At 44.8% G+C, this 12,944-nt stretch carries 9 protein-coding genes; 1 reads left to right on the top strand and 8 read right to left on the bottom strand.

What is annotated here, in order from left to right:
- Positions 1-82: 82 nt before the first annotated feature.
- The 7 genes from MHN81_RS17555 to MHN81_RS17525 all read right to left on the bottom strand — a co-directional run bounded on the left by MHN81_RS17555 (position 83) and on the right by MHN81_RS17525 (position 9,936).
- Entirely contained in the window at positions 83-598 is a 516-nt protein-coding gene (locus tag MHN81_RS17555; protein WP_063383308.1) for a DUF4124 domain-containing protein, read from the bottom strand.
- Positions 599-839: 241 nt separating this feature from the next.
- The gene (glnA, locus tag MHN81_RS17550) at positions 840-2,246 is read right to left on the bottom strand and encodes a glutamate--ammonia ligase (protein ID WP_023398476.1); all 1,407 of its coding nucleotides are present in this window, start codon (positions 2,244-2,246) and stop codon (positions 840-842) included.
- Positions 2,247-2,677: 431 nt separating this feature from the next.
- The gene (locus MHN81_RS17545; RefSeq protein WP_239426318.1) at positions 2,678-5,116 is read right to left on the bottom strand and encodes an ABC transporter permease; all 2,439 of its coding nucleotides are present in this window, start codon (positions 5,114-5,116) and stop codon (positions 2,678-2,680) included.
- Between the two features lie 12 nt (positions 5,117-5,128).
- The gene (locus MHN81_RS17540; protein ID WP_023398473.1) at positions 5,129-5,860 is read right to left on the bottom strand and encodes an ABC transporter ATP-binding protein; all 732 of its coding nucleotides are present in this window, start codon (positions 5,858-5,860) and stop codon (positions 5,129-5,131) included.
- Between the two features lie 34 nt (positions 5,861-5,894).
- Positions 5,895-7,142: an HlyD family efflux transporter periplasmic adaptor subunit gene (locus tag MHN81_RS17535; RefSeq protein WP_239426317.1), complete on the bottom strand. Its 1,248-nt coding sequence runs from the start codon at positions 7,140-7,142 to the stop codon at positions 5,895-5,897.
- A gap of 153 nt (positions 7,143-7,295) precedes the next feature.
- The gene (locus MHN81_RS17530; protein WP_239426316.1) at positions 7,296-8,594 is read right to left on the bottom strand and encodes an ATP-binding protein; all 1,299 of its coding nucleotides are present in this window, start codon (positions 8,592-8,594) and stop codon (positions 7,296-7,298) included.
- Positions 8,578-9,936 (bottom strand): sigma-54 dependent transcriptional regulator, encoded by a 1,359-nt coding sequence (locus tag MHN81_RS17525; RefSeq protein WP_239426315.1) that lies wholly within the window; start codon positions 9,934-9,936, stop codon positions 8,578-8,580. The genes MHN81_RS17530 and MHN81_RS17525 overlap by 17 nt, the downstream gene beginning before the upstream one ends.
- A 270-nt stretch (positions 9,937-10,206) precedes the next feature.
- Between MHN81_RS17525 and typA the strand changes: the two genes are divergently transcribed.
- Positions 10,207-12,030, top strand: coding sequence for a translational GTPase TypA (gene typA / locus MHN81_RS17520; protein ID WP_023398469.1), 1,824 nt, complete (start codon positions 10,207-10,209; stop codon positions 12,028-12,030).
- 62 nt (positions 12,031-12,092) lie between these two features.
- On the opposite strand, the gene MHN81_RS17515 is transcribed toward typA, so the two are convergent.
- A complete protein-coding gene (locus MHN81_RS17515; protein WP_023398468.1) occupies positions 12,093-12,941 on the bottom strand; it encodes a chemotaxis signal transduction protein in 849 nt (282 codons plus the stop codon).
- Positions 12,942-12,944: the final 3 nt, after the last annotated feature.

The raw sequence follows: 12,944 nt of genomic DNA, 5'->3' as shown, positions 1-12,944 counted from the left end.
GCATAGTAATTTAACACAAAAATGAACAGTGTGCTGTTGTTATTGGCTTGCTCATGCTGTGGTATCAATTTTGTGTTTATTTTTATTGGTTTGCTCTGGCTTTGTGCAAATAAAAAATGGTTTCATCACTTTTAGTAACAACCTTACCTTTGGAGTTAAAAACCATCAGCTGAATTGAATGCTCACCTCGAGGCACATTGCGCAAAGCAAAAGTGATCGTATGTTGTTTTGGCCCTGTTGGCTTGCCATCTAGATAAAGTTGCACAGTAAAGTCTTTTGCAAATCTAGGGGTGATCTGTCCACTTACATACACGCTACCCGTGTTATCACGTAGCGTTTGTTTGTGATTCGGGGCGATAATGGTTGCTTTGTACTCAGTTGCGGTTTGTTGTGTTGAACTGTTTCCTAAAACAGAGGTGTCTGTTGCTGGCATCGTTAGGAAGTGCGTATTAATTTTGACTTCCGCAGCACCTTTTCTCGGTGTGTCTGAATAGACCCAATTACCATTTTCATCTTTCCAGCGGTACACCTTTTTATCAGCATAGGCAGCATGGCTCGCTAGACATAATATTATTACTAACCACAGTCGACTCACCACAACCTCACCCTAAAAATTGAACAGTGTTAAAGCACATTATCATTGTCTCATTCTCAACATTGTGCAAGCGCTATTACTCACTGTTTAACTGTAGAGGTTTTACCGCGATTTTGCCATAAAAAAGCCCGCTATTGCGGGCTTGAGAACACATATGATTTAAGCGCGCATTTACACTATTAAATGCAACGAACATTGCGCATAGGTAACGAGCTACCTCTGTTCGCTGCGAGCATATTTTTCGTTATACGCTGTAGTACATTTCGAACTCAACAGGGTGAGTTGTCATGTTCAGCTTTTCAACTTCTTGAGACTTAAGTGCAATGTAAGCATCAATTAAGTCATCAGTGAATACACCGCCCTGAGTTAAGAATTCACGGTCAGCGTCAAGAGATGCCAACGCCTCATCAAGTGATGCTGCAACAGTTGGGATTTCTGCAGCTTCCTCAGCAGGTAGATCGTAAAGATCTTTGTCCATTGCATCGCCAGGGTGGATTTTGTTTTTGATACCGTCTAGGCCAGCCATTAGCATTGCAGAAAACGCAAGGTATGGGTTAGCTGTTGGGTCAGGGAAACGTACTTCGATACGACGTGCTTTCTCTGAAGGTACAACAGGAATACGGATTGAAGCTGAACGGTTACGTGCAGAGTATGCAAGCATTACTGGCGCTTCAAACCCTGGTACTAGACGCTTGTATGAGTTAGTTGAAGCGTTTGCAAACGCGTTGATTGCTTTAGCGTGCTTGATGATACCACCAATGTAGTAAAGTGCATCTTCAGATAGACCGCCATATTTGTCACCTGCGAAGATGTTTTGGCCATCTTTACCTAGAGACTGGTGGCAGTGCATACCAGAACCATTGTCACCTACAACTGGCTTAGGCATGAATGTCGCTGTTTTGCCGTAGTGGTGTGCCATGTTGTGGATAACGTACTTCATCTCTTGGATTTCGTCCGCTTTAATAACCATAGTATTGAAGCGCGTAGCGATCTCGTTTTGACCTGCTGTTGCTACTTCATGGTGGTGTGCTTCTACAACTTGACCAAACTCTTCAAGTACTAGACAAGTAGCACTTCTCCAGTCTTGTGAAGAGTCTACTGGTGCAACTGGGAAGTAACCACCTTTCACGCCTGGACGGTGGCCTGTGTTGCCTTCGTCGTAGCTCTTGTCAGAGTTCCAAGATGCTTCTTCTGAGTCGATAGAGTACATAGAGCCAGACATGTCAGTTTTGTATTTAACATCGTCGAATAAGAAGAATTCTGGCTCAGGACCGAATAGTACTGTGTCTGCAATACCTGTAGAGCGCATATAGTCTTCTGCGCGCTTGGCAACTGAACGAGGGTCACGCTCATAGCCTTGCATTGTAGAAGGCTCAAGTACGTCACAGCGTACGATCATAGTCGTTTCTTCAGCAAATGGGTCAAGCTTAACTGTGCTTGCATCTGGCATTAATACCATGTCAGATTCGTTAATGCCTTTCCAACCAGCAATTGACGAGCCGTCGAACATTTTACCGTCTTCAAAGAAGTCTTCATCGGCTTGGTGATGAGGGATTGAAACGTGTTGTTCTTTACCTTTTGTGTCCGTGAAACGTAAATCTACAAACTTAACTTCATTCTCTTTAATAAAATCTAAAACCGATTGTGACATGTGTCCTCCGACTCGTGGGTTATTTTTTGCTGCAATAATTTGCTTAACTGCGCTTCTCTAAGCGTGATCTGTGCCAGAATTTTAAGTTATTGAAAATTAATATTTAATTGTTTTTCATATAGCAAGTAATGGACAATTGAACTAAATAGGTGCACCAATTAAGTACGGGCTGCACTATTTTGGTGCGTTTGCTGTGGCTGGTTGTGCCATTGACTATTCCAGCCACTCCAATACTTTGAGTGTATGCAAAAATGCGTGACTAGTACATGTTGGCTGAGTAGCGGGGTCGTAGTTACAAATGATGTGTAGCATATCTATGTGACTTATTGGTAGTACAAATAAACCAGCCGCCACGACAAGCCAAAAACAACGTCTCAGGAAGGAAATTATCGTGACGCTATATTTGGGCTGGCGGCTGGTTTGAACCATAATTAGGCCCCTTTTAATGCATACTGTGCCGGTCGGCGAATGATTTTCCAGGTTGATAGCAAGGTGATACCAATGACTAGACTTGCTATTAGAGCGACCGGGATAAACCAACTCCATACAGTCATCATTTGCATAATAGGCGTTGAAGCTGCGCTAAAGTAGCCGATAAGTAAAGCACAGGTAGCCGAAGTGGCTGCGATTAAAAATGGCAGCATGTTTTCTGCAAGTACCAATTTGAAAATGGCCAAAGGCGTTGCACCAATTGACATTCTAATACCGAGCTCATAACGCCTTAGGGCAATTGCATAGCTAAATACGCCGTAAATCCCAATACCTGCTAAAATCACCGCCACGGCTGAGAGCACAATAGTAAAGATGCTAGCGACACGCTGTGATTTGAGGTGTGAGGACAAAATTTGCTCCGTGGTTTGTAAGTCATAAACGCGTATTTGTGAGTGTACTTGCGCCAGCAAATCATTGATGCTTTGTCGAGTTAGTTGCACATTGGGCTTTGTTTCGACCACGATAATAGGGTATCCAGTATTTACGCGAGGACGATAGGTCCTAGAGATTGGAGGTTGGTTTGGCAAATTCAAATCACCTACGATACCCACCACGGTGATGGGTTCATTTGAGTTGCGTGCATACAATTTAGCGCCAATCGGCTCTTTTCCAGAGGCTTTGATCATATTCGCCATAAATTCGTTGATGATCACAACAGGTGCTCTATCTCTGGCTTCAGCGTCAGTAAAGTGTCGCCCCTGCGTTAAAGTTAGGCCGAATGTTTCAAAATAGCCGCGTGTACCCCAAACGCGCTTGTGTGTCACGATAGGCTTATCCATCCCGGGCTCTAATTGCGAATGATATGAGGAGAACTGTTCTAACCAATAAGAGATAGGTGGATAACTCCCAACACCTGCACGCACAACGTCACTGTGTTGATTAAGTTGCTCTGTCGCGTCTAGCACAAGTGTGGCGCGCTGTTCCGGCGACATGTCAGTGAGCAAGGTGCCAACGTTTAAAGCGATCTGTGCAGTATTTTCAGTATTGATATGAGTTGGTGCTGTGAGCTGTGCCCAGCTTTGTTTGAAAATACTCACACATAACACCAGCAATGAGATGCAAAAAAATACCTGCATTGATACCAGTACTTGGCGCGTACGCTTAGAGACTTGTACGCCAGAACCCTTGCCACTGCTTTGCAATGCACCAATAATGGCATTGTAATTCAGTTGCTTGCTGACCACCCAAGCGAGCGCGAAATTAAGAATGAGTGTTAAAGCAATCGCAAATAGCACAGTGTTCATGTTGAGGCTGAGTTCATCTAAACGTGCAAGCGGACCTGCATATCCAGCTTTTAATAAGCCCAAAATAAGGCTTACAATACCGGTGGCAACAATGAGTGCGGCAGCGAATAGCAAGGATAATTCAACCAGTACTTGTTTGAATAAGTGGTGAGGTTGTGCGCCCAGTGCTGCTTGAATAGCAAAAGCGCGTTGTTGCTCAACAGCACGAGATAAGACGAGGTTACCTATGTTACTGAGGGCGATAAGAAGTAGCACCACACTGCCTGCTAACATCATGATACTGGTATTGCCTGCATCGCCAATAATGCGCTCTTTATACGTTGTAAAACGCCATTTAACTTCGGTATTTGCCACAGTGGGATCATCCGCAACCGCTGCTGGATAGCGTGCCATCAGCCAATTATTGAGTGCTAGCTGAGTACGGTTGATATCTGCATCTTTGGCTAGTTTACCTACCAAGTGCACCTGATTGGAGGAAAATGTCCAAACTGGATCTGGAGTATCGCGATAGTCATAAGGGAACCACACATCGGTGCGCCAAGTGGGGGTTGCCAATACAGGCTCAGCGAAGTGTTCAGCAGTCACGCCAACGATGATAAAGCTGATGCCTTTGAAAGTCACAGAACGGTATAGCACTTCACTACTGCCACCGAAGTGAGTTTGCCAGACATCATATGAGATAATGGCAACAGGCTGATTGCTGTCGAGTCCTTCATCTTTTGTAAAGTGACGCCCTAGTGCCAGCGGTGCGTCGATGATCTGCATAAACTCGGGTGTGATGGCGCCAGTATTAAAGGTTGGACTGTTTGGCAAGCTTTGTTCAACATCTATGCTGATATTGTGTAGCGCGAAAGTCTCGATCCCAGGGTGTTGATCTTTATAGGCTTCAATTGCGCCGAGAAAGGGCAGGTAATTTTCACGCTTTACTTCACCGTCAGCGAGTAGCTGACCTTGCACTAGGATCAGCCTATCCTGATCAGGGTAAGGCAGCGGGGCGGCAATGATTTGGTAGTTCAAGTTATACATAGCCACCATCACACCTAAAGTGACGCCTAAGGTCATGATGATGGTAAGTGCATAGCTCTTAACTCGTGCTAGGCTTTTGATAGCGATTAATAAATTGTGTTTCAACATAATGGCACCTACTTACTGTGCTAGTGGAATTTCAAACGCAAGCTTAGTGTCGCTATGCTCTTCGCTATCGATGATTTTGCCATCGAGCAAATGTAACTGCCGAGTAGCCATGTCGGCATAGCGCGGATCATGTGTCACCATGCACAAGGTGGTGCCTTCAGCATTGAGCTGTTGCAACATGGCCATCACCGCATCGCCGTTGATTGAATCTAGGTTTCCTGTTGGCTCATCGACTAACAACATGCTCGGCTGACCAACCAGTGCTCTGGCAATGGCGATACGTTGTTGTTGGCCTCCGGAAAGTTGATTGGGTTTGTGGCTGGCACGATGGCTCATGTCGACTTTAGCTAGGCAAGTTTCCACTGCTTGCTTGATTTGCTGTTCTGGCAACGGCTCTTTTCGATACCTCAGTGGCAGCGCTACATTGTCGTAGACTGTCAGTTCATCAATCAGGTTAAATGACTGGAATATAAAACCGATTTTTTCATTACGAATATAAGCTGATTGTGCCAAAGTAAGCTGGCTGACCTCTTCGCCCTCAATTTGATACTTCCCTGAGCTGGGCATATCCAGTAGCCCTAAAATGGACAGTAAAGTTGATTTACCGCAGCCAGAGGGGCCACAGATTGACACAAAGTCACCGCGATAAATGGTCAAATCTATGCCTCTAAGTGCATGGGTTTCCATTTCTTCGGTGCAGAATACTTTGGTTACACCTGACATTGTTAATACACTTTCTTTCATGTCTAATTCCTTGCTTTTATTTTTGTTATCGGGTTCAAAGTAATGTGATGGTTTTATGTTCACTGTGTTGTGTCATGTCTGAGAGAATGACTCGTTGGTTTTCCTGTGCACCTTCTAAAACTTGCAAGTGTCGACCTGCGTCTGCGCCAAATCGTACTGTGGTTGCAACGGCTTGCTCGCCTTGGATTACGTATAACTCAGCCGCACTATGGGCTTGCTTATTAGCTGGACGTTCTACATATAAAGCATTATTTAATTGGTTGGTGAGGATCTCGGCTTCTACGCTTAATTCTGGTCTTGCAGACTCAGGTACGCCCTCGGAAAATGACAGCTCAACCTCGATGGTGCCATCTTGAACTTGTGGCGTGATGCGAGTCACGGTGGCTGGAACACGTTCACGGCGAGTATCGATAGTTGCTGATTGTCCGACTTTGATTTGCTCTGCTTTTGACTGCGGTACGCGGATCAGCGCTTGTAAGTCCGAATTACTCCCTACCTGTGCCAGTTCTTGACCTGCAGACACACTTTGTCCAAGCTCAACAGCTAGGCGTTGGATGGTGCCGCTGATCCCCGCTGTGACTTCCAGTTGCTGAGCGCGTTGCTCCAATCTGGCTAAGTTAGAGCGCGCTTGATTCACTTGTTGCTGAGAGATTTCAATATCCTCTTGATGTAGTTGAGCAAGCTGAGTTATACGCTGACGCTGCAATTCGGCGCGCGCACCTAGCTGTTGCTCTTCTAGCTCTGCGGTTTGCACATCTATGGCAGGTATTACGCCTTGGTCACGCAGCACTTGCTGTGCTTGGCGGCGTAATACCAGCGATTGGTACTCACTCTCAAGCTGTGCTTGAGTGGCTTTTTCAGAGAGGCGCTCCCTTTGGTTGGCGAGTTTTTGACGACGTAAATTGGCTTCTTGCTCTTGCAGTGCCATACGAGCAGTTTCGATCGACTGTTTGAGGTCGGGATCTTGCATTCTTAAGATCACAGAGTCGGATGATACAACCGCTCCAGGGCGCAGTAGTATTTCGCTGACAGTGGCACTACTTTGTGCAGTTAACAGCTTTTGCTGATTGGAACGCAGTACGCCATATCCATCAACTTGGATAGCCAAATCACCTCGTTGTACCGTCGCGATAATTAAGCCGCTCTGTTGTAAGCTGGTGGAACTAGATGATGAAGTGAAGTGAAATACACCGCCTAGCACAGCGGTACAGACAACTAGTGCCGTAATTTTTCTCTTAAGAGAGTGTTTTGGCGTTACTGTTTTTGATCTAACGACGTCCATATTTATCTTTATGATTTATTGATGATGTAAAGGATTGAGCAAGCCATATGCCAAATTTTAATGTTTTGATTTTATTCGATTTTTGTGTTTTTGTTCTCTTATTTTAAAACAGTGAAGTCCGAAACCGGACCTCACTATATTAAATTCGGACACTCAAGGGGTAGGTTGCGTCAATGAGATCACCGCGCAGGCACCACGGTGTCCATCGGCTCGATTTATTAACTGTAACTGGCCATTCATTTGCTCTGTGAGGTGTTGGCACAACATCAAACCAATACCTTCACCGCGATCTTTTGTGGAATAAAAGGGAACGAATAGGTTATCTGGATTGCTTAGGCCATGGCCATTGTCAGTGAGGCTTATCGTCGCAGCGTGGTTTTTAAGCTTCAGTGACAGGGTCAGCTGGGGCCGATCTGTACAGGCTTCCAAAGCATTTTTGGTTAAATTGATAAGTACTTGTTTAAGTAGTGTTGCATCGCAATGCAATGGTAAATGTTGACCTTCTAGTTGCCAATGTGCTTGAGGAAATAAGGAGGTGAGCTCCGTGCATACCTGCTCAAAAGGCTGCTCATAGGCTTTGACAGTGACACTTTGCTGTAGCTGCGCGTACCTTTTGACAAACTCAGCTAGGTGTTCGCAGCGTTCTACAATTACCTCGAAAGCGGCGCTATCGCGTTCGCTTGTTGCTCTGTGTTTGAGTCTCTCTAGCATTGTACTGACGGGCGTTAAGGAGTTGCGGATTTCATGACTTATGACCCGGATCAATCTTTGCCAAGCTTTGAGCTCTTGCTCTCTTAATGCAATTTGGATATCTGTCATGACCAGCAAGTGATAGGTATGTCCGTTGTGGTTGAAGTTACTATGGCGTACTTGCCATCTTTGCTGATGTTTCTCATCTTTAAAGTGCCAATCGGGCTGGTGATCCAAGCCAAGTCGTGCGGCAGTTGTAAAACGCAGTGTTTGCCAAGGCTTATCAAATAACGCGCTGCAGGCCTGGTTGCCAAAACTTAATTGTAAGCGTTCGTCAAACACTAAAATAGGGGTGTTTAGCTGTTTGACCAAGCGAAGAAGTAGTATTGAATCTTTGTCTTCACTTTCTTTTGTTGAAAGTAAGTCATCACTTAGTTTGTTTAGCTGGTGGTGGAATTGACCGACTACCCCGGTAGGGAAACGGGCTTTTGCCTGTTGGCTAAAGTCTTGCTTTCGACATGACTCCAACTGGATTGTGCTGCGTAAATAAGAGGATTTGACTTGTGTGACAATACGGTAAAATGTCCAAATAGTTACACCGACCCAAGTTACCAAGCAGCTTATGGTTACAATGTTTAAAAGCGGTTTTTCCTGAACCAGACCAAACTGCCAGCAAATTGTGAGCAAGCTTATTTGTATTAGGATTAGCAGTAGGCACTGTCTTTTCCAAAATCCTTCGAGGCTATTATTCTTCCAATGCATATTTTTCTAACCGCCGATACAGCGCCTGTTTCGTGATCCCAAGCTGTTGTGCCGCTTTGTTTTTATTGCCGTCGAATTTATTCAGAGCTTGCACAATAAGGTGTTTTTCGGCTTGTTCTAGCGTCATCTCTGGCAATGTATCTGTGAGCTTATTTCCTTGAGCATGGGGCAGGTGTAAATCATTGGCGAGAATGACACTGTTTTGGCAGAGCAATACAGCCCTTTCCATTAAGTGACTTAACTCTCGCGTATTGCCGGGCCAGCCATATCGCATTAATGCTTGCTTAGCACAGGGCCCGATAGTGAGATTTGGCTTGTTATATTTGGCACCGTGGCTAGTTAAAAAGTGTTCGGCAAGTGGCACGATATCATCAATACGTTCACGTAAAGCGGGGATAGTAAATGCGAATGTATTGAGACGATAATACAAGTCTTGTCGAAACTCATTCTTCGCGATGAGTTGCTCAAACTCCGCATTGGTTGCGCTGATAAGCCGAACATCGCTGGTAAGGGTTTTGCTTGACCCCACCATTTCAAATTCACCAGTTTCAAGCACCCGGAGTAATTTTGCTTGTTGAGCCAGTGGTAAGGTGCCTATTTCATCTAAAAATAAGGTGCCTTGATGTGCCAATGCAAAACGACCAACACGTTCTGATTTTGCATCAGTAAATGCGCCTTTGACGTGACCAAATAATTCGCTTTCAAATAATTGTTCTGGAATTGCAGCCATATTGAGTGAAATAAATGGGTGTGTATTGCGCTGCGATTGATTGTGGATCCAAGTCGCAATATGACTTTTTCCTACGCCATTTTCGCCAGTGATAAGAATATTTGCATCGGTTTGGGCCACAGCGCTGAGCTGTGCCATCAGGTGTTGCATGACGGCGCTTTGCCAAATGGGCTCGCCCTCATTTGGCGCGAGAGCTTGGCTAAGGGCTGAGTTGCTTTTTTGCAGCCCAGAAATTTTTAATTGCTGCTGAATCACTTGCTCGAGGCGCTGGTTTTGCCAAGGCTTTTCAATAAAGTCGACGGCCCCAAGTTGCATTGCCTGCACTACTAAATCGGTGTTTGACCAGGCTGTTATCGCAATGACAGGGATATCGATTTCATCTCTTTTTAGGTTGCGCAAAAATCGCAATCCTTCTTCACCCGAAGTGGAGTCCAAATCAAAATTCATGTCGAGCATGATCAAGGCTGGCTGGGTATGGTGGAGAAACTCATGTGCCTGTACGGGGTTTTCCACTTCTTCGACTTGATAGCCAAAATCTTCCAAGACAAACCGCGCTGCGAGCCTGACTTCGCGATTATCTTCCACAATCAGAATTAAAGACTGTGATTTCATGTTTCGTTCCTTTGTTTTTCTTACTACCCATTTTGCTATGGGCTTATCAGGCAGTTTAGTACTTTGCACAGGAACAAACAATAGACAAAAAAGTATCTGATTTCGGCGGTAAATTGCGGTAAAGGGGAAAAAAATCCTCTGGATAAACTTTCATCTGTCACATTATTAGGGGATAATACGCGACCTTTAATTGTGGAACGGTATCTTAGGTGCGCAATTTTGCGTGGATCGACTAGGATCACTGAAGGCCAACTTCTCTGAGTAACAGTAATGAGCATTGAAAAGTTAAGAAATATTGCGATTATCGCACACGTTGACCATGGTAAAACTACCCTAGTCGATAAGCTGCTAGAACAGTCTGGCACGTTAGAGACACGCGGTGGCAACGAAGAGCGTGTAATGGATTCAAATGATATTGAGAAAGAGCGTGGTATCACAATCTTGGCGAAAAACACCGCCATTGAGTGGAACGACTACCACATCAATATCGTAGACACCCCGGGACACGCCGACTTTGGTGGTGAAGTAGAACGTGTACTATCAATGGTTGATTCTGTACTTCTACTAGTAGATGCACAAGAAGGCCCTATGCCTCAGACGCGTTTCGTAACGCAAAAAGCATTTGCTCTTGGCCTTAAGCCTATTGTTGTTATCAACAAAATTGACAAGCCAGGCGCACGTCCTGACTGGGTAATGGATCAGGTATTTGACCTATTCGATAACCTAGGTGCAACAGACGAGCAGCTTGACTTCCAAGTTATCTATGCATCAGCAATCAACGGTTGGGCAACGCTTGATTTAGACGAGCCGTCTGACAACATGCAACCTATGTTTGAAGCGATTGTAGAGCAGGTAGAACAGCCAGACGCAGATCCAGCTGGCGACTTCCAAATGCAGATCTCTCAGCTAGACTACAACTCTTACATCGGTGTAATCGGTGTTGGTCGTATCAAGCGCGGTACTGTTAAAGTAAATCAGCAGGTAACGATTGTTGGCGCTGATGGTAAAACACGTAACGGTAAAGTTGGCCAAGTACTGACTTATTTAGGTCTTGACCGTCATGAAGCGCAAGAAGCGCAAGCGGGCGATATCATTGCGATCACAGGTCTAGGTGAACTTAAGATCTCTGATACTGTATGTGATGTAAACGCAGTTGAAGCGCTACCTGCACTGTCTGTTGATGAGCCAACAGTAACGATGACGTTCTCAGTAAACACGTCTCCGTTCTCAGGCCAAGAAGGTAAGTTCGTAACATCACGTAATATCCTTGAGCGTCTTCAAGCTGAGCTGGTACACAACGTAGCACTGCGTGTTGAAGAAACTGACAACCCAGATAGCTTCCGCGTATCAGGTCGTGGTGAACTTCACCTAGGTATCCTAATCGAAAACATGCGTCGTGAAGGTTACGAGCTAGCTGTATCTCGTCCAGAAGTAATTCTTCGTGAAGTAGACGGTCAGTTAGAAGAACCGTACGAAACGGTAACAGTTGACGTCGAAGAAGAGCACCAAGGTTCTATCATGGAACAACTTGGTCTTCGTAAAGCGGAAATGACTGACATGGCACCAGATGGCAAAGGCCGTATCCGTATGGACTTCATGATGCCTTCTCGTGGTCTTATCGGTTTCCAAACTGACTTTATGACGCTGACGTCTGGTTCTGGTTTAATGTACCACACGTTTGATCATTACGGTCCACACAAAGGTGGTAACATTGGTCAGCGTAAGAACGGTGTACTTATTGCAAACGCGGCAGGTAAAGCACTGACTAACGCACTATTCAACCTACAAGACCGTGGTAAGCTATTCATCGGTCACGGTGTTGAAGTATACGAAGGCATGATCATCGGTATTCACGCACGTGATAACGACCTAACAGTTAACGCGCTTAAAGGTAAGCAGCTAACTAACGTTCGTGCATCAGGTACTGATGAAGCGCAAAACCTTGTACCACCTATCGTTATGACACTTGAGCAAGCGCTTGAGTTCATCGATGATGACGAGCTGGTAGAAGTAACGCCTGAAAGCATCCGTATTCGTAAGAAGCTATTGACTGAAAGCGAGCGTAAGCGCGCAAGCCGTCAAGCAAAAGCTTAATTGCTAATACTATAAAAAAACGCCGCTCTGTAGCGGCGTTTTTTGTTTTTAAGCTAATTGCTTTAAAACAAACCGTACTCTTCGGTTTCTTCTGGCGCATAGCCTTGTAGATGTTCTGGCCTAAAAATCGCGCTTGGATCTAACACCAAACTGTGATTATCCCCTTGTTTTATCAATCCCTTCATCATTTTCTTGGTTTGCGGATCAATATCAAAACCAACATTGGTCATTTCATGTAGTGGTTTGATATCTGACGCTTCACAGTGAATGTTATCTTCAACTCTATCGACAAGTAAGCCAATATGCGGTTGTTGTCCATTTTCGGTGGTAAAGACGATGATTGGTTTGTGGTCGAGTATGATTTGATCCCTTGCGGACTCAAACAACCGAATCAACTTTGTAAAGGTGGTGAGCTTCTCTTTGTCTAACAGAGCAATTGCTTGTTCCTTATTACCTTTGCTGCACAGAGATAATATTTCATCTGCTACAGTGTGCAGCCTAGAATGAGGTTCTTCAAAACGCGCCAAAATAGCTTTTAAATCTTCATTGTCTGTTTTAAAGCTATACAGCCACATGCCAAACTCTGATTGTTTGGGGTCTCTGGCTTTGGTGAATGGAACGTCATTGTGCACACTGAGTTCAAGTTCTGCTAGCCATGCTTTTTGGTCCTGCTCTTTTTGTTGTAACAGTTCAACCAAAGACTGGTTGGTTTCATATGATGACTTGTTATTTAAGATTAGGCCCAAATCAAAAATGGGAGTGGGTGTGCCCATATAGTCTTTGACACCTAAAAAGCTTGGGTTGTCATTTGGCAGTGATGTGAGATTGCCCTCGTAGCGCTCAGTTAATAGGATATCTAAAATTTTGAGTGATATTGTTTTTTTTCCTACTCGAAAGTTAATCAGGTCCATGTT

It is taken from the genome of Pseudoalteromonas sp. Of7M-16 (genome assembly GCF_022347805.1).
GTDB lineage: Bacteria > Pseudomonadota > Gammaproteobacteria > Enterobacterales > Alteromonadaceae > Pseudoalteromonas > Pseudoalteromonas luteoviolacea_F.
Note: the sequence above shows the minus strand (reverse complement) of the source record. Positions and strands in the feature narration are given on the sequence as shown.

Excerpts from the sequence above, each read along its gene's own strand:
- glnA (WP_023398476.1), bottom strand. The coding sequence starts at position 2,246 with ATGTCACAATCGGTTTTAGATTTTATTAAAGAGAATGAAGTTAAGTTT.
- MHN81_RS17545 (WP_239426318.1), bottom strand. The coding sequence starts at position 5,116 with ATGTTGAAACACAATTTATTAATCGCTATCAAAAGCCTAGCACGAGTT.
- MHN81_RS17540 (WP_023398473.1), bottom strand. The coding sequence starts at position 5,860 with ATGAAAGAAAGTGTATTAACAATGTCAGGTGTAACCAAAGTATTCTGC.
- MHN81_RS17535 (WP_239426317.1), bottom strand. The coding sequence starts at position 7,142 with ATGGACGTCGTTAGATCAAAAACAGTAACGCCAAAACACTCTCTTAAG.
- MHN81_RS17530 (WP_239426316.1), bottom strand. The coding sequence starts at position 8,594 with ATGCATTGGAAGAATAATAGCCTCGAAGGATTTTGGAAAAGACAGTGC.
- MHN81_RS17525 (WP_239426315.1), bottom strand. The coding sequence starts at position 9,936 with ATGAAATCACAGTCTTTAATTCTGATTGTGGAAGATAATCGCGAAGTC.
- typA (WP_023398469.1), top strand. The coding sequence starts at position 10,207 with ATGAGCATTGAAAAGTTAAGAAATATTGCGATTATCGCACACGTTGAC.
- MHN81_RS17515 (WP_023398468.1), bottom strand. The coding sequence starts at position 12,941 with ATGGACCTGATTAACTTTCGAGTAGGAAAAAAAACAATATCACTCAAA.